At 65.2% G+C, this 20,563-nt stretch carries 15 protein-coding genes, 1 tRNA gene and 2 pseudogenes; 10 read left to right on the forward strand and 8 right to left on the reverse strand.

Translation table 11 applies throughout. From position 1 onward, the window contains the following. Window positions 1-28: 28 nt before the first annotated feature. Together P0Y59_21445 and P0Y59_21450 are read right to left on the reverse strand one after the other, a co-directional pair. Window positions 29-1,564, reverse strand: a complete 1,536-nt coding sequence (locus tag P0Y59_21445) for a terminase (GenBank protein ID WEJ99449.1) — start codon at window positions 1,562-1,564, stop codon at window positions 29-31. After that, entirely contained in the window at window positions 1,557-2,102 is a 546-nt protein-coding gene (locus tag P0Y59_21450; GenBank protein WEJ99450.1) for a helix-turn-helix domain-containing protein, read from the reverse strand. Before P0Y59_21450 ends, P0Y59_21445 begins: the two co-directional genes overlap by 8 nt. 282 nt (window positions 2,103-2,384) lie before the next feature. Between P0Y59_21450 and tnpA the strand changes: the two genes are divergently transcribed. The 8 genes from tnpA (at window position 2,385) to P0Y59_21490 (ending at window position 12,420) form a co-directional block, all read left to right on the forward strand. Then, window positions 2,385-2,804, forward strand: coding sequence for an IS200/IS605 family transposase (tnpA, locus tag P0Y59_21455; protein WEJ99451.1), 420 nt, complete (start codon window positions 2,385-2,387; stop codon window positions 2,802-2,804). A gap of 378 nt (window positions 2,805-3,182) precedes the next feature. Then, window positions 3,183-4,634 carry an N-6 DNA methylase gene (locus P0Y59_21460; protein ID WEJ99452.1) on the forward strand — a complete coding sequence of 484 codons (1,452 nt, stop codon included), beginning with the start codon at window positions 3,183-3,185 and terminating at the stop codon, window positions 4,632-4,634. Continuing rightward, complete coding sequence (locus tag P0Y59_21465; protein ID WEJ99453.1) at window positions 4,631-6,472, forward strand: restriction endonuclease subunit S; 1,842 nt, start codon at window positions 4,631-4,633, stop codon at window positions 6,470-6,472. The genes P0Y59_21460 and P0Y59_21465 overlap by 4 nt, the downstream gene beginning before the upstream one ends. A gap of 302 nt (window positions 6,473-6,774) precedes the next feature. Continuing rightward, on the forward strand, window positions 6,775-8,802 hold the full coding sequence (locus tag P0Y59_21470) for a DEAD/DEAH box helicase family protein (GenBank protein WEJ99454.1): 2,028 nt from the start codon (window positions 6,775-6,777) through the stop codon (window positions 8,800-8,802). Between the two features lie 560 nt (window positions 8,803-9,362). Next, window positions 9,363-10,034 carry a response regulator transcription factor gene (locus P0Y59_21475; protein ID WEJ99455.1) on the forward strand — a complete coding sequence of 224 codons (672 nt, stop codon included), beginning with the start codon at window positions 9,363-9,365 and terminating at the stop codon, window positions 10,032-10,034. Beyond that, complete coding sequence (locus P0Y59_21480) at window positions 10,034-11,416, forward strand: HAMP domain-containing sensor histidine kinase (GenBank protein WEJ99456.1); 1,383 nt, start codon at window positions 10,034-10,036, stop codon at window positions 11,414-11,416. Before P0Y59_21475 ends, P0Y59_21480 begins: the two co-directional genes overlap by 1 nt. 75 nt (window positions 11,417-11,491) lie before the next feature. Next, on the forward strand, window positions 11,492-12,157 hold the full coding sequence (locus P0Y59_21485; GenBank protein WEJ99457.1) for an SAM-dependent methyltransferase: 666 nt from the start codon (window positions 11,492-11,494) through the stop codon (window positions 12,155-12,157). Between the two features lie 44 nt (window positions 12,158-12,201). Beyond that, window positions 12,202-12,420 carry a hypothetical protein gene (locus tag P0Y59_21490; protein ID WEJ99458.1) on the forward strand — a complete coding sequence of 73 codons (219 nt, stop codon included), beginning with the start codon at window positions 12,202-12,204 and terminating at the stop codon, window positions 12,418-12,420. 126 nt (window positions 12,421-12,546) lie between these two features. Here P0Y59_21490 and P0Y59_21495 read toward each other — a convergent pair whose 3' ends face one another. The 4 genes from P0Y59_21495 to P0Y59_21510 all read right to left on the reverse strand — a co-directional run bounded on the left by P0Y59_21495 (window position 12,547) and on the right by P0Y59_21510 (window position 18,132). After that, window positions 12,547-13,944, reverse strand: coding sequence for an efflux transporter outer membrane subunit (locus P0Y59_21495; GenBank protein WEJ99459.1), 1,398 nt, complete (start codon window positions 13,942-13,944; stop codon window positions 12,547-12,549). Next, window positions 13,941-15,062: an HlyD family secretion protein gene (locus P0Y59_21500; protein ID WEJ99460.1), complete on the reverse strand. Its 1,122-nt coding sequence runs from the start codon at window positions 15,060-15,062 to the stop codon at window positions 13,941-13,943. The genes P0Y59_21495 and P0Y59_21500 overlap by 4 nt, the downstream gene beginning before the upstream one ends. Window position 15,063: 1 nt before the next feature. Beyond that, on the reverse strand, window positions 15,064-16,788 hold the full coding sequence (locus P0Y59_21505) for an MFS transporter (GenBank protein ID WEJ99461.1): 1,725 nt from the start codon (window positions 16,786-16,788) through the stop codon (window positions 15,064-15,066). Between the two features lie 63 nt (window positions 16,789-16,851). After that, complete coding sequence (locus P0Y59_21510; protein WEJ99462.1) at window positions 16,852-18,132, reverse strand: hypothetical protein; 1,281 nt, start codon at window positions 18,130-18,132, stop codon at window positions 16,852-16,854. A gap of 174 nt (window positions 18,133-18,306) precedes the next feature. On the opposite strand from P0Y59_21510, the gene P0Y59_21515 reads away from it, so the two are divergent. Both P0Y59_21515 and P0Y59_21520 read left to right on the forward strand, forming a co-directional pair. Next, window positions 18,307-18,382, forward strand: a tRNA-Thr gene (locus P0Y59_21515). A 150-nt stretch (window positions 18,383-18,532) separates the two neighbouring features. After that, the gene (locus P0Y59_21520; protein WEJ99463.1) at window positions 18,533-19,750 is read left to right on the forward strand and encodes an integrase arm-type DNA-binding domain-containing protein; all 1,218 of its coding nucleotides are present in this window, start codon (window positions 18,533-18,535) and stop codon (window positions 19,748-19,750) included. Window positions 19,751-19,892: 142 nt separating this feature from the next. Here the strand turns inward: P0Y59_21520 and P0Y59_21525 are convergent. Together P0Y59_21525 and P0Y59_21530 are read right to left on the reverse strand one after the other, a co-directional pair. Beyond that, window positions 19,893-20,156 (reverse strand): annotated as a pseudogene (locus P0Y59_21525) (transposase). Further along, window positions 20,152-20,496 (reverse strand): annotated as a pseudogene (locus tag P0Y59_21530) (recombinase family protein). The pseudogenes P0Y59_21525 and P0Y59_21530 overlap by 5 nt, the downstream one beginning before the upstream one ends. Window positions 20,497-20,563: the final 67 nt, after the last annotated feature.

Raw genomic sequence — 20,563 nt, forward strand, 5'->3', positions numbered from 1 at the left:
CACAAGGGGAGAGGACGAAAAGGGATCGTCACAGCACCTCGCGGTACACCCGCGCCCATTCCTCCTCGCACGTCTCCGCCCGCCGCCGCCCATAGCGTCCCGGATCGAGCCATCTCGGTTCCCGTGGCATCACCGCCTCGGCAAAGGTCAGCGCCAGCGCATCGGCATCGTCGGGCGAGGCGAGCCCGCGCGCCTTCATATGTTCCTTCTTCTCCAGCAGGATCGACACCTGGTCCGCCGCATACCCATACTCCACCCCGGTCAGGTCGGCCGCCAGCGCCTCTTCGTCCGGGATCGCCCCGCCCGACAGCCAGCCGCGCATGTTGGTCCACATCTCGGAGCGTTTGTTGGCGGTCTGCACCCGCAAATCCCCCGCCCACACCACCTCGCGCCCCCGCGCGCCGAACCAGATCTCGACCACATTCTCCACGCCGAGCTGGCGCAGCCGGTCGACCACCGCCGCCCCGATATTCCCGGCATCGACGAAGATCGCATCGGGGTGCAACGCCTGCGCCTGCAACGCCACGTCCCCGGCCAGCGTCATCGCATCGACCCGCTGCCAGCGCTTCCACGGCCGCGACCGCGCATCCCGCCCGCATCGGATGGCGAGCGTCGAATGATCGTCGCCGAAGCGCGCGCAATCCAGCCCGAAGATCACTGGATCGCTGGTCAGCCCGATCACGTCGCGCACCCGCGCCGCCTCGACCAGGTCGCCCGCGATGAACTGCATCGAGGAGGCCGAGGGGAACTGCCCGCGAACGCGCACCCGAACGATATCGCTGTCCTCGCCATAGGTGGCGACCAGCTCGTCCAGATAGGCGCGGTTCACGCCCTCCACATTGCGGCTGTCGATCTGCGCCGCGTGCCACAAATGCCGGTGCCGCCCGAAACACTCGCGGAAAGGCCCCGAATTCAGCGTCGGGTTGCCGAAGGCGAGGAACAGGATCTCCGTCTCAGCATCGGTCAGCGCGCCCAGCGCCACCTCCCACACCTTCGCCGCGATGCCCGATGCCTCGTCGAAGATCAGGATGATTCGCTTGCCCTGGTTGTGCAGCCCGGCGAACGCCTCGGTATTGGCGATGCTCCAGGTGACGAGGTCGGATCGCCAGCCCCGCTCATGCCCCGGCACGGTGGAGACGAGCGACGTCGCGGTCGCGCGGAACCAGTCGCGGGTGAGCGACAAATTGTGCCACTTCGCGATCTCCGGCGCCGTCTTGGTGAGCAGCTGGCTCTCCGTATTGGCGGTGGCGACGATCCGCGTGTCGATGCCGGTATCGAGCCCCCATTTGACCAGCATCGCGATCAGCGCCGACTTGCCGATGCCATGGCCGGAGGCGCGGGCGATCCGGCACGGGGTGAAGCGCGTGGCGGGGTCGGAAAGATGCGCGGCGATGGTCGCCATTACGTCGCGCTGCCAGGCGCGGGGGCCGGTGACGTCGCGCAAGACGCCGTCGCCCCAGGGGAAGGCGAGTTCGGCATAGCCGAGCGGGTCATGCTTGAAATCCATCAGCCGGTCGGTCCACGCCTGGCGGGCGACGACCTCATCCATGGCGGGCTCATCCATGGCGGGGCGCCCTGGTATGCGCCTTGACGTAAACGGGCGCGGGGACGGGCGCGCCGCCACTGTCGCCGCCGCCGGGAGGGTCGCCGGCATGGGCGGCGGCCATATGGGCAGGCGTGTAATTGGCGACCCGGGCGAGCGACTTCTGGATCATCTCGACGACGTTGGGATCGCCCTTGTCCTCATCGGCGATGCGCCATTTCTTCGGCTGGCGGACGCGGAGCCATTGCAGCGCGGCGACGGGATCGGGCGGGAGATGGAGTCTGTACGTGGCGTAGACGGGCTCGGGATCGGCGGCGTGCTTGAAGACCTTGGTGCGTTCCACGCTGCACCCGACGGCGCGGGAATAAAGTGCGCGTTCGACGCGGGCGTCGGCATGTTCCTTTCCCGCTATAACGGCTTCGGCGAATGCCTCATGCGCGTTGCGCCAGCGATAGATGGTGCGGACGCAGACCCCGAAATGCTCGGCGAGTTCCTCATCGGTGGCGCCGAGGCGGCAGAGGTGGCGGGCCTGATCGGCAAAGGCGGGTTCGTAGATCATGGTGCCGGGGGTAGCGGCGGTGGGACGGGGTTTGAATCGAGGGGGTGTGGTATTGGGAATGTCAGGAGGGTTGCTGACATTTTTGGGATAAGGGGTTCTGAGATTTAATCGTATATTATCAGTTGGTTATATAAGATTTTTTAGAGTCCTCGCTGAGGAGAAACCCCTCCGACTTCAGTCGGATACTGGCTTCAGCCTCTGACTCGCGCGATAGTCTGTATCCTCGGAAAAAATGGGGCGGCCCGAAGGGCGTACGTCCCATTTTTTCCGAGGATACAGACTATGGGCTATTCGACCGGTTGTCACACGACATTCCATCATCGCTATCATCTTGTCTGGGCACCGAAATATCGGTTCAAGGTGCTGCGCGGCGAGGTCCGGCTGCGGGTCCGTGAGATTATCCGGCAAGTCTGCGCCGAAATGGGCGTGACGATCATCAACGGCGCCTTGTCGAGCGACCACGTTCATATGTTCGTCGAAATCCCACCGCACATCTCGGTCAGCGATTTCGTGCGCCGCGCCAAAGGACGCTCGTCGCGCAAAATCCAACAGGAGTTCGAGCATATCCGTAAGCGCTACTGGGGGCAGCGTTTCTGGCAGCGAGGCTACTTCTCAACCACCTCCGGCAACATCACCGACGACATCATCATGCGGTATCTCGATAAACACACCCACAAGGAAGGCTTCAGCCACTCACAATGATCCTACCGGCGTCAGCCGGTATGTCGTTCAGCTCTATCCCGGCGGTGCTTGATGACAGCTTTGCGCCCCTTTGTCGCCGTTCGACCTCATTTCGTGTGATCTCAACAGAAGTGGTTCGCTGACCGAAGCATAATCTCGAACGACCGACTTTGGGGACGAAGCCGTCGTTCCCGGCTCGCCGCTGGGATGGCGGCTTTCGGCGAGAGCAGCCCCTCGGTTTTGCAAAAGCGCTATTGCCGATTGACCGAGGTGCGCCGTCAGCGGACTGTCGCCTAACAGCCCGGCACCTGAGACGCCATACTCACACGATTACTGATGACGAAAGGGGGCGACGATCTCCGCTTGTGGTCCCTCGCCGGCCACTGCTACCTCCCGCCCATGTTCGAACAGACCTTCAAGAACCTCGACGATATTCTTCGCAAGGAAGCTGGCTGCGCTTCCGAACTGGACTACACTGAACAGACCAGTTGGCTGCTGTTCCTGAAATATCTGGACGATCTGGAGACGGCCCGCGCCACCGAAGCCGAACTGCGCGGGCAGGCTTACACGCCGATCATTGACGCCGCGCATCGCTGGGGTCTGTGGGCCGCACCGAAGGATGCTGCCGGCAAGCTCGACCACAACCGCGCCAGAACCGGGCCGGACCTGATCGGCTATGTGAACCGCGAACTGTTCCCCTATCTGGAGGGGTTCAAGGGCCGCGCTAACAGTGCCGACACAATCGAATACAAGATCGGCGAGATTTTCGGCGAAATCCGCAACAAGTTCCAGTCCGGCTACTCGCTGCGCGACGCGATCGACGCCATCGACCAGTTGTCCTTCGGCAGCCGAAACCAGAAGCACGAACTTTCCGAGCTGTACGAAGCCAAGATCAAGAACATGGGCAATGCCGGCCGCAATGGCGGGGAATATTACACCCCGCGCTCGCTGATCCGTGCGATGATCAAGGTGGTGAAGCCGACGCTGAACGACACCGTATATGACGGCGCGGCCGGTTCCTGCGGCTTCCTGTGCGAAGCCTACGACTATCTCCGTCCGATAGCGAAGACAGCCAGCGACCTCGAACGGCTCCAGAAGCGCACCTTCTTCGCCAAGGAGAAGAAGAGCCTCGCCTACGTTATCGGCACGATGAACATGATTCTGCACGGGATCGAAGCGCCCAACATCGTCCACACCAACACACTTGCCGAACCGGTGCTCGACATTCAGGAGAAAGACCGCTTCGACGTCATCCTGGCCAACCCGCCCTTCGGCGGCAAGGAGCGGCCGGAAATCCAGCAGAACTTCCCGATCAAAACCGGGGAGACCGCCTATCTGTTTCTCCAGCACTTCATCAAGTCGCTACGCGCGGGCGGATCGGCGGCGGTGGTGATCAAGAACACCTTCCTGTCCAACACCGACAATGCCAGCGTGGCGCTGCGTCGCGAGCTGCTGGAAAGCTGCAACCTGCACACCGTGCTCGACATGCCCGGCGGCACCTTCCAAGGCGCGGGCGTCAAGACCGTGGTGCTGTTCTTCGACAAGGGCGAGCCGACCCGCAGCATCTGGTATTACCGGCTCGATCCCGGCCGCAACATGGGCAAGACCAACCCGCTGAATGATGCCGATATGACGGATTTCATCGAGCGGCAGGCGAGCTTCGCCGAGGGGCCGAACGCGTGGAGCGTGACAGCGGACACGCTTGATCCCGCGACCTTCGATCTAACCGTGCGCAACCCCAATGCGCCCGAAGCCAAGGCGCTGCGCAGTCCACTGGAGATACTGGACGAGATTGCCGCGCTGGATGCTGAGAGTGCGGAGATTCTAGCGCGGGTGAGGGAATTGCTGTGAGCGCGGTCTGGAAGACGGCAGCATTGAGCGAAGTCTGTTCACTAATCGCACGCGGCGTTGCCCCGAGATATGTCGATGATGCAGGCACCCTCGTTCTGAATCAAAAATGTGTCCGCGACCATGGGCTTAACTACTCCTTGGGTCGCAGGCATGATGCGACAGCGAAGCGCGTTCCTCTTGATCGCTTCTTACAAGTAGGCGACGTGCTCATCAATTCCACTGGAACGGGCACTTTAGGTCGCGTCGCCCGAGTACGCCGCCATCCAGAGGAACCCACGACGGTCGACACACATGTAACGATCGTTCGCCCGAAGCCAGGAGAGTTTGACCTCGACTTCTTCGGTTATGCGCTGATTATGCTTGAAGACCAATTGGCTGCAAGCGGCGAGGGCGCGAGTGGCCAGACAGAATTGGCTCGATCAGTCGTCGCAAAATTTGAAATCAGCTACCCAACGGACCTGGCAGAACAGCGTCGGATTGTGGCTGTGCTGGATGATGCCTTCGCCGCCATCGCCACCGCAACTGCCAACGCCGAAAAGAACCTAGCCAACGCGCGAGAGTTGTTCGACGCGAGCGTTCGCGACACATTCGCGGACTCCGACCCATCTTGGGAACTCATGACGCTGAAGGAAGCGGCGCGGGATTTTGGGCGCGGCAAATCCAAGCATCGACCGCGCAACGATCCGAAGCTCTATGGTGGCGACTACCCGTTCATACAGACCGGAGATGTTCGGAACAGTGATCATCTGATCAAGGAATACTCACAGACCTACAGCGAGGCAGGATTGGCGCAAAGCAAGCTTTGGCCAAGGGGAACGATCTGCATCACTATTGCTGCCAACATAGCTGAAACCGGCATTTTGGATTTTGATGCGTGCTTCCCGGACAGCGTGATCGGGATGGTCGTTGACCCGGCGCGAACGTCCAACAGCTATGTTGAATATCTGCTCCAATCGTTGAAAGCCGTCTTGCAAGCGAAGGGTAAGGGGAGCGCTCAAGCGAACATCAACCTTGCGACCTTCGAAAATGAGCGATTCCCATTTCCCCCTAAGGCTGTGCAAATGGAAATCGTCGCTCGATTGGGTGCGCTCTCTGAGCAAGTGCAAGGCATGGAAACCCTGTATGCTCAGAAGCTGATATCTTTGGATGCCTTGAAACAAACCATCTTGCACCGCGCCTTTGCGGGCGAACTCGTCATGGCTGGGCCGGCGGCGGCCAATGATAACTGGAAAACCCCTGCGTTTACCGCGCATGTCATTGCGCTGGCCTATCGCCATCACTTTGCCTTGGGTACGGAGGCGACGTTTGGGCGGGTGAAGGCGCAAAAGGCATTGCACCTTTGTGAGAGCGTTGGCGGCGTCGATCTGGGCCGCAACCCAGTCAAAGACGCGGCGGGGCCGAACGATTTCCAGCACATGCTCGCGGCCGAAGAGTGGGCGAAAGCGAACCAGTTCTTCGAGTTTGTGCAGAGACTGACGGGTAACGGTTATACCTTCAGGAAGCTTTCCAGGTTTAATGAAATGGTCGCCAAGGGAGCAGAGGCCTTGAAGCCGGTGCGGAATCGTCTGGAAAGCGCCATAGGGCTGATCGCTCCCATGAACTCGGAGCAGGCCGAATTGCTCGCTACTGTCCATGCAGCTTGGAATAACCTGCTTCTGGACGGCACGTACCCTACCGATGCGGCCATCATCCATGAGGCCCGCGAGAATTGGCACATCGCCAAGCAGAAATTCGGCGAAGGCAAATTTCGGCAGGCCATCGCAACCATCCGCGCAAAAGGCATCGAGCCGGACGGATCAGCGAAGCGCGTCGGCGGGCAGGAGGCCATGCTCTTTTGAACGAAGCCGAGACCCGCGCCGAACTGATCGACCCCGCGCTGCGCGAGGCCGGCTGGGGTGTGATCGACGGCAGCCGCACCCGGCGCGAGGTGATCGCCCCCGGCCGGATCATGGGCAAGGGGAAGCGCGCCCGCGCGCTATCCTGCGATTACGTGCTGGTCTATCGCAATACGAAGCTTGCCACGCTCGAAGCCAAGGCGGCGACCAAGAGTTACACCGATGGCGTTGGGCAGGCGAAGGACTATGCCGCCCGGCTGCAATGCCGCTTCGCCTATGCCAGCAACGGCAAGCAGATTTATCGCATGGACATGCAGACCGGCGCGGAAGGGCTGGTCGATGGCTACCCGACACCGCAGGAACTGTGGGATGCCACCTTTGCCGAGGCGAACCGCTGGCGCGACCGCTTCGCCGCCGTCGCCTATGAAACCGGCGGCGGCCGCTTCGAACCGCGCTATTACCAGCACAACGCGATCGAGCGCGTGCTGGAGGCAATCAGCGAGAACCGTGACCGTGTGCTGCTGACGCTCGCCACCGGCACAGGCAAGACCGCCATCGCCTTCCAGATCGCGTGGAAGCTGTTCCATGCCCGCTGGAACCTCTCCGACTGGAAGGCGGCCGGCGAGCCACAGCGGCATCCGCGCATCCTGTTCCTGGCCGATCGCAACATTCTCGCCGATCAGGCCTACAATAGCTTCTCGGCGTTCGACGATGGCGCGTTGGCGCGGATCACGCCGGGCGACATCAAGAAGAAGGGTACGGTGCCCAAGAACGCCAGCATCTTCTTCACCATCTTCCAGACTTTCACCAGCGGCACCGACGCCAACGGCGATCCCGCGCCCTATTTCGGCGACTATCCGCCCGACTTCTTCGACTGCATCATCATCGATGAGTGCCATCGCGGCGGCGCGAAGGACGAGAGCGAATGGCGGGCGATCCTCGACTATTTCGCGCCCGCCGTGCAGATCGGCCTGACGGCCACGCCCAAGCGCAGGAACAACGCCGACACCTACGCCTATTTCGGCCAGCCGGTTTACGCCTACTCGCTGAAAGAGGGGATCAACGACGGCTACCTGACGCCGTTCAAGGTCCGCCAAATCGGCACGACCATCGACGAATATGTCTATACGTCTGACGATGCCGTGATCGAAGGCGAGGTGCAGGACGGTAAGCGCTACACCGAAGGCGATTTCAACCGCACGATCGAAATCCGTGAGCGCGAGGCTTACCGCGTTCGCACATTCATCAGCATGATTGACCAGCGCGAAAAGACGATCGTCTTCTGCGCGACGCAGGAACACGCTGGCATTGTGCGCGACCTGATCAACCAGGAGAAGAGCAACACCAATCCGAACTATTGCGTCCGCGTCACCGCCTCGGACGGCACGATCGGCGATCAGTGGCTGCGCACCTTCCAGGACAACGACAAGACCATCCCGACCATCCTGACGACCTCACAGAAGCTTTCCACTGGGGTCGATGCGCGCAACGTCCGCAACATCGTGTTGATGCGGCCGGTCAATTCCATGATCGAGTTCAAGCAGATCATCGGGCGCGGCACGCGGCTGTTCGATGGCAAGGACTATTTCACGATCCTCGATTTCGTGAAGGCCTATGAGCACTTCAACGATCCCGAGTGGGACGGCGAGCCGCTGGACCCTGAGCCGCCCAAAGAACCGCGCAACGGGAAGCCGAAAGGCGATCCACCGGAGCTTCCAGAACCGACGCCGGACCCCGAGCCTCCGAAAGCCAAGCTGGTGATCCGGCTGGCCGATGGAAAGGAACGCGCGTTCCAACATATCAGCGCCACGACCTTCTGGAGCGTGGATGGCAAGCCGGTTTCGGCGCAGCAATTCATCGAAGACTTGTTCGGCCAGTTGCCCGATCTATTCCGCGATGAAGACGAGCTACGCACGATCTGGAGTCAGCCGGACACGCGGCGCAAGCTGGTGGAAGGTTTGGCTGAACGCGGCTTCACCGGCGAGGCGCTCGACGGCATTCGCCGGGCGACGGATGCGCAGGAAAGCGACCTGTTCGACGTGCTGGCCTTCATCGCTTGGGCGCGTCCGCCCCTCAAGCGGATCGAGCGGGCAGACATTCGGCGCGAAGCAATCCTCTCTCGCTATGATGACAAGCAGCGCGACTTTCTCGATTTCGTCCTGTCGCAATATGCCACCGTCGGCGAAAGCGAGCTAGACGACGGCAAGCTGCCAGCCCTTCTTGGACTGAAGTATGGTACGCCCATGGATGCCCTGCGCGAGCTTGGATCGGTGGCTGAAATCCGCTCTACGTTCCTCGCATTCCAGCGCGGCCTGTACGAAAGAGAGCGCTGAACCTGAGCGGATCGGCGGCTATCAGTAAGAACCGGTCGGTCATGCCTCGATATCAAGCGGCTTAAATTGGTCGGAAGCGGTCGGGCACGCCGCCCAGTCTGGAATGGCAGTTTCCCTGTTTCCATCATCTGGAAGCTGCGAGCCCGCTCCCGGCCCAATTGTGGTCACAAGCCGCTCCACAGGCACTCGCCTCGACCTTGCCGAAGGCCTGCGCCTTCGGCGTCGCGGATGGCAGCGCCGCACGTCACGAGCTTTCCCTTCACCACCTTTAGTGCCCCCTTCCCAAGCATGTTGGGAAGGAACAGCGCGGCTCCGCTTCGATCATCCGGATGAAATCCTCGCGCCGGCCTTCCGGCCCCATGCATCGCCCATTCATCCGTTGTGAGGGAAGGGCGGCGGGGCGGCGTCTTGGGAGTGGTGGAGCGCGTACGGCCTTCGCCCGGGCCGGTGGAAACGCCGTCTCGCAGCTCGCGCCAGGCAGGGCGTCCACGCCGCCCGCAATGTTCGGGCAATCCGTGGCCGTCAGCGTGGCAGCCAAAAAGACGGACGAGGAATTCTCATTGCGGATATTGTTGGTCGAGGATGATCCGGAAATGGCAATGGCGCTTCGGTGCACGCTTCAGCGCGACGACATGATCGTCGATCTCGCGCCGCGGCTGCGCTGCGCCGAGGCGTCGCTCGCCATGGCCTGTTATGACGCGGTGCTGCTCGACCGGAGCCTGCCTGACGGCGACGGGCTCGCCCTGCTCGGCCCGTTGCGCCAGGCCGGGCGCGGTACGCCGGTGATCGTGCTCACCGCGAAGGGGGACCTGGCCGACCGGATCGACGGGCTGGATGCCGGCGCCGACGATTACATGGCGAAGCCCTTCGCCACGGAGGAGCTGCTTGCCCGGCTGCGCGCGATCAGCCGGCGGCCGTCCGACCTGTCGCCCTCGACGGTCACCGCCGGCCGGCTGGTCTTCGATTTCCGGGAACGGGTCGCGAGCATCGGTGGCGTCCCGCTCGTCCTGCCGCGCCGGGAGCTGCTGCTGCTCGAGGCGCTGGTTCGGCGTCTTGGCAGGACGGTCCAGCGCGGCTTCATCGAGGATGCGGTCTATGGCTTCGACGACGAGGTGCATTCCAATTCGCTCGACGCCCATGTGTCGCGGCTGCGGCGCAAGCTGGTCGAGGGCGATGCCGGCGTGGAGATCCACGCCATTCGCGGCGTCGGCTATCTGCTGAAACAGGCCTGATGCCGGCGCGCGCCGGCCCGTCGCTCCGCGCGCAATTCCGCTGGCGGCTGGTGACTCTCCAGGCGCTGATCCTGGCCGCCGTCGTCGCGCTGCTGGTCGCCGGGCTGATGGCGCAGGGGGCGTTCGACCTGTACGAGCCCGGCGACGATGTCATCGCCGCCGTGCGCGAGGCGGCGGTGCGCGCGCCGGGGGGCGGGATCGCGCTGCGGCGCACGCCGGCGCTGGCGTCGCTCGAGGCCGGCGTGCCCGATCTGTGGTTCACCGTGAAGGATCGTGCCGGCCACCGCCTGTCGCACGGCGCGGTGCCGGGCGAATTCGCCGGGATCGGCGCGGCGCTCGACCGGGTGGGGCAGGCGCGGCTCGGCTGGAACCTCGGCGATCCGCCCCGGCCGACCGCGCGCCTCCAGTGGATCCATACCCCGGCCGGCGCGCTCCAGGTGATGACCGGCCCCGGCCTACATGCGCCCTGGTACCGGCTGGTGGGCTCCGCGCTGCTGCTTGTCCTGCTCTTCCTCCTGCCGATCCTGGCGATGATGGGGCTCGCCACCTGGCTCGCCACGCCGGTCGTGGTGCGCTCGGCGCTGGCGGGGCTCGATGGCGCGATCGGCGAGGCGGAGCGGATCGATATCGAGCGGCGCGGCGCGCGGCTGCCTGTCGAGACGGTCCCGCGCGAGGTCAGGCCGCTGGTCGATGCGGTCAACGCGACCCTGGCGCGGCTCGACGAGGGGCATGAACGGCACCGGCGCTTCCTGGCCGATGCGGCGCACGAACTGCGCACGCCGATCGCGATCCTCACCACGCGGCTCGGGCTGCTGCCCGACGATCCGGTCAGGGCGCGGCTGGTGGAGGATGCCGGGCGGCTGGCCAACCTCGCCGACCAGCTGCTCGATCTCGAGCGGCTCAGGCGGCAGGGGCGGGCCGACATGGCCCCGCTCGACCTGGTCGCGCTGGCGCGCGACGTCGCCGCCGATCTCGCGCCGATGGCGATCGGGGCCGGCTATACGCTCGGGCTCGAATCGGCCGGCGGCCCGGTGGAGGCGCTGGCCGACCGCTCGTCGCTCGAACGCGCGCTGATCAACCTCGTCCAGAATGCGATCGGCCATGGCGGCCGGCGCGGCGCGATCGTCGTTCGGGTCGGCCCCGACGCCGCCATCGAGGTGCATGACGAAGGACCCGGCATCCCGGAGGCCGAGCGGTCGCGGATGTTTGAGCCCTTCCGTCGCCTCGGCGCCGGGGGCGATGGCGCCGGCCTCGGCCTGAATCTCGCCGGGGAGATCGTCGCGCTTCACGGCGGCCGGATCGTCGCGCTCGACAGCCCGGGCGGCGGCCTGTGCATGCGGATCGAATTGCCCGGGCTGGACGCGGAAAGGCGCGGGCGATGATCATCGCGCAAGGTTCGCGCAATCCTGGCCGCCTACGCCGATCCTGGCCGCATGGCGCTGGCTGGAGGAAAGTGGATGCCGGAAGCGATTCCGTCGAAGTCGGGAAGGCGCGGCGCCACGCGGGGTGTCGCCGAGACGCTGCGCTTCCTGCGTGCGCTGGTGGCGCGGCCGTCTCAGGTGGGGGCTATCCTGCCCTCGGGGCAGGCGCTGGCGCGGCTGATCACCAGCGGGGTGGAGCCCGGGGTTGGCGTGATCGAGCTTGGGCCGGGCACCGGCGTGTTCACCCGGGCGCTGCTGGCGCGCGGCGTGCGGGAGCGCGACTTGACCTTGATCGAATCCGATCCCTTGTTCGGCCGGGCGTTGCGCGGGGCCTTTCCGGAGGCACGGCTGCTGGCGCTCGACGCGGACCGGCTGGGCGGATTCCTGCTGCCGGACGCCATGCCGGTGGCGGCGGTGATCAGCGGGTTACCGCTGCTGAACATGCCGCGGCGCAAGGTCTTCGCGATCCTGCGCGGGGCGTTCGCGCATCTCGGTGCGGGCGGGGCGCTGTACCAGTTCACTTATGGTCGGCGCTGCCCGGTGCCGCGGCCAATCCTCGACCGGCTCGGGCTGAAGGCGGTGGTGGTCGGCCGCGCGGTGCTGAACGTGCCGCCCGCGACCGTCTATCGCATCACGCGCCGCGCCCCGCTCCGGGCCGGGCGTCACCAAGCTGTCAGGATTCTGACACGTGGCGCGGCCTAGCATCGGCCGGCCAGGCAACGAGTCGCCTGGTGTGGAGAAAATACATGGGTATTCTGGATTTTGCTGAAGAAGCCGCCGGCGCCTTCGCCGGGGACAAGGCGCTCGAAGCCGTCGATCCCAATGCGGGGCTGCTCGCCAAGGCGGCCGCAGCCGTTGCCGGGTTCGAGGGCGTCAAGGCAGTGAAGGAGCATTTCGCCGAGGGCGAGGCCCAGCCGGCCGACGACAGCGAGGCGCCGCCAAGCGACGACGACAGCGGCAACTGACGCCCGGGCGCCCGGCTCTCTCAGGCAAGGGCCGGGCGTCGCGCTTTCAGTGCCTGCCCGTATGCGTCCCCGTATGCGTCATCGCTACCTGTCTTTCCCGCGCTGGTTCCTGCCCCTCCAGGGCAGTCAGAGCCCCGCCGTGCAGCTCCCCTCGCCGGGCACGCACATCGACCATCCGCCCCCCATCGCCTGGTAGAGCTGGATCCGCGCCGACAGGGCGTCGGTACGGACCTGGACCAGCGCCAGTTGCGCGCCGAGCAGGCCGCGCTGCGCATCGAGCTGTTCGAGATAGGGCGAATAGCCCTCGCGGTAGCGATTGGTCGCCAGCCGCAGCCCTTCGGCCAGCGCGTCGCGCTGGCGCTGTGCCGAGGCAGCCTGCTGGTCGAGACGCGCGGCCGCGGCCAGCGCGTCCTCGACCTCGCGGAACGCCGTCAACGCCGCACGGCGATAGGCGAAGGCGGCCTGGTCGCGCTGCGCGCCCGCCGCTTCAGCCTGCGCGGTCAGCCGCCCGCCCTGAAACAGGGGCGCTAGGATACTGGCGCCGAGCGACCAGATCGTGATCGGGTCCTGCAGCACCGTAGAAAACGCGGCGCCAGCGGCGGCGGTGAGCTGCACTTGTGGCAGGAAACGCTTGCGCGCCGCCGCCAGCGACCTGTCGCTCGCCGCGAGCTGATACTCGGCCTGGGCCACGTCGGGGCGGCGGCGCAGCAGCTCCGAGGGCAGGCCGGCGGGAATGGCGGGCTCGGCCAGCCGGTCAAGCGCGAGACCACGCGCGACCGCCTGCGGGGTCTCGCCGGTCAGCGCGCTGAGCGAGTCCTCGGTCCGGGCGATGCCGAGCTCGATCTGGGGGACGATCTGCGCGGTCGCCTCATATTCGGCCTCGGCCTGCTGCAGCTCGAGCTTGGGGGAATAGCCGCGGCTGACGCGCGACCGGGCGATGCGCAGCGAATCCGACCGCGCCGCGAGGGTGGAGCGGGCGACCTCAAGCCGGGCGTCGAGGCCGCGCAGCGTGACATAGCCGTTCGCTGTCGCCCCCGCGACCGAAAGCCGGACGGCGTCGCGCGCCGCCTCGCTCGCCAGATAGGCATCGCGCGCGGCGGAGCGTTGATCGGCAAGGCGGCCGAACAGGTCGATCTCGTAACTGGCCTCGATCTGCGGCTGCAGCGCGGTCTGGTTCAGCGGCAGGCCAAAGGCGTTGACCGAGCGCGACGGGCCGCCGCCGATGCCGGCATCGAGCGTGGGGAGCAGCCGCGACCGGGCCAGCGCGATATTGGCCCGCGCCTCGCGCACGCGGCCGGCGGCGATGGCGATGTCGGGGTTGTTGGCCAGCGCCTTTTCGACCAGCGCGGTCAGCGCCGGATCGCCGAACGCCTGCCACCAGTCGCGGTCGAGCGGCGCGACTGGCCCGGCATCGGTGCGCCAGGCGGGCGGCGGGGCGAGGGGGGTGACCCGGGCGGTCTCCACCGCCGGACCGGCGCAGGAGGCGAGCAGCAGCAGCGCCGTGCAGGATGCAGCCCTGATCACGGGCGCTTCCCGCCGCGCGTGTCGATGCTGAGCTCGACCGACATGCCGGGGCGAAGCCGCGCGGCGAGCGGCTGGCCGGGATCGATCGCCACGCGCACCGCGATCCGCTGCGCCACCTTCACGAAATTGCCGGTGGCGTTGTCGGATTTCAGGACGGCGAACTCGGACCCGGCGGCGGGCGACATGTTTTCGACATGGCCGGTCAGCGCCGCGCTGCCCAGTGCGTCGACCTTGAAGCGCGCGCGCTGGCCGATCGCCATGTCGCGCGTCTGCGCTTCCTTGTAATTGGCGACGACCCAGACATTGTGCGGCACGAGGAACAGCAATTGAGTGCCGGCCGTGACATAGGCGCCGCGGCGCACGCCGATTTCGGAAAGCTGGCCTGCCTCGGGCGCGCGGATGATGGTGTTGTCGAGATCGATCTGGGCGAGATGGAGCTGTGCTTTGGCCGCCTCCACCGCCGCCTCGAGCCCGGCGCGGCCGACCAGCACGGTGCGCACGTCCTGCGTGCCGATCGAGCGGCTCGCCTGGGCCTGGCGCACGCCCGCCTCGGCGGCGAGCAGGGTGGCGCGGGTCTGGTCGAATTCGCGGGTGGAGATCGATCCGTCGGCGACCAGCGCCTGGGCGCGCTTCATATCCGCCTGGGCGCGGACGAGTTGGGCGCTGGCATTGGCGATGCCGGCATCCTGGCTCTGGATCGCGACCTCGCGCGAGCGCTGCGCCTGGCTCGAATTGGCGAGGGCCGCCTGTTGCGCGGCGACGTTCGCCACGGCCTGCGCGACCCGCGCGCGGTAGATCCGGTCGTCGATCGTCGCCAGGACCTGGCCGGCCTTCACCTCGGCGAAGTCCTGCACCGGAACGTCGGTGACATAGCCGCTGACCTGCGGGCTGATGATCGTCACCCGGCCGCGGACATAGGCATTGTCGGTGCGTTCGGTCCAGCCGGCGAACGGGGGCAGGCGCCATGCATAGAGGATGGCGAGGATGGCGCAGAGCGCCAGCACGACGATCAGGAAGACCGTCGGGGGTGTCTTGACCGCGGGGCGCCAGCCGGGAGGCGAATCGATCTGACGTTCGATTTCCGGCGCTTCGGGCGTTGCCTCGTTGGTTTCGCTCATTTCATTGCCCCTGTTGCGCCTGTGTCTTTTGCATTGCCTGTTGCAGCAGGATGATCGGCGATTGTTCGCCCCGCCGGCGGATCGACCAGCGGATTGCATAGCCCCACAAGGCGACGAGGATAGCGAGCACGCCGACCAGCAGGAACACGTCGTTATAGGCGAGGATGTTCGCCTCGCGCGCGACCTGCTGCGCCAGGATCGCTGCGCCCTCCGCGCTGCGCAGCGCCGGATCGCCGATCACGCCACCGACCGCGCCGCCACCTGCCCGCACCCGCGCGGCGACCAGCGGATCGGTCATCACGATATGCTGGACCAGGGCGTGCGAATGGAATTTCTCCCGGATCACCTGGAAGGTGCCGAGCAGCGCATTGCCGATCAGGCCGCCCATGCTCTGGCTGATGCTGAACAGCACGACGAAGCTGACGAAGTTCCGCCCGCCGGCGAGCAGGGTCCGCGCGATGCCGATCACCATCGCCTGCGCCAGGAACAGCAGCGAGGCGAAGCCGATGATCGCCTGGCTGAGATAGAAGCTGCTTGGGCGGGTGAGGTTGGTCGCATCGGCATCCATGAACGACCCGATCACGATCAGCACCACCGCGACGGTGATCGGCCGGGCGACATTGTCGGGGCGGAAGGTGAGCACCGCGGTGGCGAGGCCGGCGATAGAGGCGACCACGATGATGATATTGAGGACGACCATCTGGTCGTTGATCATGCCGAGCACGGTCAGCAGTCCGACCGATCCGAACGCCTGTTCCGACAGGAGGATCCGGACCGACGCCGCGACCGCCATCAGCCGCAGGACTTCCCTCGTGGCGAGCCAGCGGGTGTTGATCAGCGGGTTGGCGCGGCGATGCTCAACGATCAGCGCCGCCGCGATCAGCGCAACGCTGGCGGCGAGTGCCCAACCCATCCAGGGCTGGTCGGTCCACCATTCGATCCGCCCTTCGGAGAGCACCGCGATCATCAGCCATAGCCCGGGCGCGAGCAGGCCGAAGGTGAGGAAATCGAGCGGCTCGAACACCTCCTCGCGCTCGCTCGGAGGCAGCGGCACCATCATCACCGCCACCAGCGAGGCCAGCGCCAGCCCCATTTCGAACCAGTAGAGATTGTGCCAGTCGCCCCATTCGAGCAGCCGGGGCGAGAAGACCCGCGCCAGCGGCGAGGCGAGCTGCGGGATGCTGATGCCCATCATCACGCCGGCGAGCCGCTTTGCGGCTGGCATCGCCTGCATGAGGTAGAGGAGCGTCAGGGTGGAAAGGCCGCTCGCCGCGATCCCGCTCATCGCGCGCACCGCCACCGATGTCCAGAAATCATGAACGAAGAGATGAAGCAGCGTCGTCGCGGCATAAGCGCCGAGGGTATAGCGAATGAACGGCTGCAACCCGAATTGCTGGCGGTACTTCACCAGCAGCAGGTTGGCCGTCACATTGGTCATGAAATAGGCGGCGGTGAGCCACGCGCTCTCGTTGCTGTTGAGACCAAGCGTGCCCTGCGCGAAGTTCAGATTGACCGTCACCAGCGCGTTGCCGAGGCCGCCGGTGACGCCGATGAGGCACCCGATCAGGAAATAGAAGAAACGGCGGCGCGCAGGGTGATCGGGATTGGCCGGCGACCCCGGCATCGTCGGCTTTTCGTGCGGCTTGAAGACGTATTCCGCCACGCTCCTGCCTTCCTTGCCCTCGCGTTCCCCCGACTCGATCCGGACGATCAGCGGGCGAGCCACGGAAAAGGGCTTAGGTGGCCGACATTGCCGCCGTCAATCGAGAGCCGCGATGCGAGATGGCGTTCAGCTTGCCGCCTGGCGCATGGCGCGCTGGGTAAGCACGGTGTCGCCGCCGACGGCCGCGACGATGTCGAGCGTGCCGCCATCGCCGGCACGGGCCAGCAGGACGACATAGTCCCCGGCGTGGAGACCGGTGTCGATCGAGACCCTGGCAAGCGTCGGGCGGGCGTCAAGCACGGTCGCCGGGTCGGCCGGGGCCGAAGGGGCTGTCGGTCTCTTCGCGTCGCGCTCAGCCTTCACCACGCCCTTGATGCCGCCCTCGAAGCCTTCGAGGAACTCGGTCAGCGCACCGGCGGGCACGCCGGCGCGGCGGGCATGGGACAGCACGGCGGCATATTCGGTCAGGCGAGTCTTGTCGTAATCGGCGCCGAAGACGAGCTTCACGACCGGTGTCATCGGGGCGCGGAGTTGCACGGCGATGCCGGCATGGTCGAGCAGCGCCTGGTAGGAGACGGGATCGGCGTCGGCGGCGGCGGCGAAATCATGTGCGCGGGCAAGCGCGCGATAGAGCGTGCTGCGCGTGCGCGTGTCGGCCGCGCGCACCGCGGCGGCGGTCTGCTGCGCGAGCATCAACTGGTCGGTGAGGCTGCCGGTGGGCGGCGTCGTGCCGATGCCCTGCACCGGTGGGGTTTCCTCGGCGCTATCCTCGATGCCGGCGCTTGGGCCGTCGGCCCAGGCCGGGGCTGATGCCGCCGGCTTGGGCGCGGCGCGGCGCGACGCATCGACCTCGGCATCGAGCTTCGCCTGGGTCTCGGCGTCGACCAGTTCCTTCCAGTTGATCACGCCATAGATATAGTCGATCGAATCCTCGTCCGAGGAAAAGGGCATCAGGATGCCGCGATACATGGTGTTGTGGCCGCGCGTGTTGACGAATTCGGCTTCGAAACCGATCGGCGCGCGATTCGCGATGATCTGCAGATAATGGTCGGTCAGGCGCGACAGCAGCGACCGGCTGGGCACCTGGGCGATATGGGTGACGCTGTGATCAAGCGCGCATTCCTCGCGCAGCAGCCGGCCGAGATAGGGGATCGCCGGATCCTCGATACCGTTCGAGAAATCGAGCAGCACGCTGTGCGGGCCGAAATCGGCGATGTTGGCGGGATCGAGATCCTCGATCGACGGATAGGCGCGGCCGCGCAGCAGCGAAACCCAGTGATTATAGGCGCGGACATGCATGCGGCGCTCGTCGGTGCCGATGTCGAGGCGTGGCTCGTCGACGCCGCTCGCGCCGGTATCGTGATCGTGATCCACCCGATCCTCTTCGAAACCGCGGACGTTATCCATGCAGAAAGCTACCCTCAAGGGCCTGGATCAGCCCGCTGTCCCGCCCTTCTGCGCCGCGCGTGGTAAACGTTGCGTAAAGGGGGCGGTTGCAGCCTGAGCGCTTGTCAGCCGGCGAGACAGGTGATAAGCGCCGCCCCCTCGCGAAAGCCCGTCCACGGGCCGCACGGGGGATATGCCGCTTTAGCTCAGTTGGTAGAGCATCGCATTCGTAATGCGGGGGTCACAGGTTCGAGTCCTGTAAGCGGCACCAGTCCATAACGGGAACCCTCCTAGAAAACCGCAGAAATCTGCGGTAAACTGCCTCTCGGCGGTCCCATGAAGTCTCATTATGTTCCGCCGTGGCCCACTCAAAAGGGACCACGAAACGTGGGGCCACGAGCAGTTCAGGAGGCGTGGCCCCATGCTTACGGTTACACAGATTCGAGCGCTTAAGCCCGCCCCGCGTCCCTTTAAGGTTTTTGATTCCGACGGGCTCTTTCTCCTGGTCCAGCCGTCCGGAGCCCTACTCTGGCGTTTTCGCTACAGAAAGTTCGGCGTGGAGCGCAAACTATCGCTCGGCAGCTTTCCGGACGTCACTTTGCAGCAGGCCCGCAAGGAGCGCGACAAGGCTCAGGCCCAGCTGATCGACGATATCGATCCCGCGGAAGAAAAGCGCCAACGCCGCTTGAAAGCCGAACTTGCGGCGCAGACCACATTCAAGCTGGTTGCCGAGGAATTCATCCAGAAGATGGAGCGGGAAGGGAAGTCGCCAGCCACGATCAAGAAGGCGCGCTGGTTTCTGGAGCTGCTTGAGGGGATTGCGGAGCGCCCGATCGCGTCGATCACCCCGCACGAGTTGCTCGACGCATTGAAGCGAATCGAGCGCCGCGGGCATCACGAAACCGCGCTTCGGTTGCGGTCGTTTGCCGGCCGGGTGTTTCGCTATGGCTTTGCTACACTGCGGACCGAACATAATCCCGCTGACATCCTGCGCGGGGCGCTGATCGTTCCCAAGACAAAGCACCATGCCGCGATCGTCGAACCGGCCAAGGTTGGCGTGCTCCTGCGCGCGATCGACGAATATGAAGGGCGTCCGGAGACGGTCTTCGCCTTGAAACTGGCGCCGCACGTTTTTCTGCGGCCCGGCGAACTGCGCCAAGCCAAATGGAGCGAGATCGATTTCGTGGATAAGGTCTGGCGTATCCCTGCCGAACGGATGAAGATGAAGCAGCCTCACACTGTGCCGCTGTCCCGGCAGTCGCTCTATCTGCTCCGCGCGTTGCGGACTGTCGCACGACCCGGTGAGTTCCTCTTTCCAGCGCTTCACACGACGAAGCGATCTATCTGCGAGAATACCCTGAACGTGGCGCTTCGGCGCCTGGGTTATGGCTCAGACGAAATGACCAGCCATGGTTTTCGCGCGATGGCTAGCACGCTCCTCAACGAGTCTGGCTTGTGGCATCCTGACGCGATCGAACGCGCTCTCGCTCATGGTGAAAAGGATAAAGTCAGGGCTGCTTATCATCGAGGTGCGCACTGGGCCGAACGGGTGCGGATGGCGCAATGGTGGTCTGATCATCTCGACGACCTTCGCTCGGGCGGCAAGGTCATCAAAGGTAAGTTTCGAAAACGGGCCTGAGGTAAAGATTGGACCGTGAGCAGTCTGGCCGCTTTGGGAAGACTCAGAGCTAGCTGCCGTTTGCGCACTCTGATCCGAGCGGGCGGCTTTCACCCTAGATGCCAAGCGCATCCTCTAAGACGCTAATACCAGCGAGCATTGATCAGTACCCGTGAGCCCATTGGCGTAGTTCCAGGGACATGATGCGCCAGGGTTGGTCGACAAGCTTGTTCCAGGCATGGCAGCAATGATCGAGGATGTCGTCATGGGATGAGAAGATGCGGTTGGAGAGCCAGTTGTCGCGCATGAACTGCCAGACATTTTCGACCGGATTGAGCTCTGGGCAGCGTGGCGGCAGGGGCATGAGCGTGATGTTGGCGGGCACGACGAGTTCGTTGGATCCATGCCACCCGGCCTGATCGAGCAGCCGCGAACATCGTCAGCAGCATCCGACCCGTGGGCGAGCGCGTGTCCACCTCCGACCCGCCGAAGTCGAGCACGCGAAGGCCCACCTGTTTGCCCTCCAGCAGCGCCACGATGCCGAGCAGGTCCGCCGTCGAGCGCGCCAGCCGGTCGAGCCGGGACACCACCAGCGTGTCGCCCTCCCGCACGAAGTCCAAGACCGCATCGAGCTGCCCCCGCTGCCCGACCGACGACGCCTGCTCCCGGAACACCTTCGTGCAACCCGTTGCAGCCAGCGCCGTCTCCTGCGCCTCCAACCCCGCCACCTGCTCGACCGTCGAGGTCCGCGCATACCCGACAAGCATCTGATTATCCTGCGTTATTTCTACGCAGAACCATGCCACACCCTGCCGCTAAGTCACGAGGATTGTT

This window comes from Candidatus Sphingomonas phytovorans (assembly GCA_029202385.1).
In the GTDB taxonomy this organism is placed as follows: Bacteria; Pseudomonadota; Alphaproteobacteria; order Sphingomonadales; family Sphingomonadaceae; genus Sphingomonas; species Sphingomonas phytovorans.

Excerpts from the sequence above, each read along its gene's own strand:
- P0Y59_21445 (WEJ99449.1), bottom strand. The coding sequence starts at position 1,564 with ATGGATGAGCCCGCCATGGATGAGGTCGTCGCCCGCCAGGCGTGGACC.
- P0Y59_21450 (WEJ99450.1), bottom strand. The coding sequence starts at position 2,102 with ATGATCTACGAACCCGCCTTTGCCGATCAGGCCCGCCACCTCTGCCGC.
- tnpA (WEJ99451.1), top strand. The coding sequence starts at position 2,385 with ATGGGCTATTCGACCGGTTGTCACACGACATTCCATCATCGCTATCAT.
- P0Y59_21460 (WEJ99452.1), top strand. The coding sequence starts at position 3,183 with ATGTTCGAACAGACCTTCAAGAACCTCGACGATATTCTTCGCAAGGAA.
- P0Y59_21470 (WEJ99454.1), top strand. The coding sequence starts at position 6,775 with ATGGACATGCAGACCGGCGCGGAAGGGCTGGTCGATGGCTACCCGACA.
- P0Y59_21480 (WEJ99456.1), top strand. The coding sequence starts at position 10,034 with ATGCCGGCGCGCGCCGGCCCGTCGCTCCGCGCGCAATTCCGCTGGCGG.
- P0Y59_21485 (WEJ99457.1), top strand. The coding sequence starts at position 11,492 with ATGCCGGAAGCGATTCCGTCGAAGTCGGGAAGGCGCGGCGCCACGCGG.
- P0Y59_21490 (WEJ99458.1), top strand. The coding sequence starts at position 12,202 with ATGGGTATTCTGGATTTTGCTGAAGAAGCCGCCGGCGCCTTCGCCGGG.
- P0Y59_21500 (WEJ99460.1), bottom strand. The coding sequence starts at position 15,062 with ATGAGCGAAACCAACGAGGCAACGCCCGAAGCGCCGGAAATCGAACGT.
- P0Y59_21510 (WEJ99462.1), bottom strand. The coding sequence starts at position 18,132 with ATGGATAACGTCCGCGGTTTCGAAGAGGATCGGGTGGATCACGATCAC.
- P0Y59_21520 (WEJ99463.1), top strand. The coding sequence starts at position 18,533 with ATGCTTACGGTTACACAGATTCGAGCGCTTAAGCCCGCCCCGCGTCCC.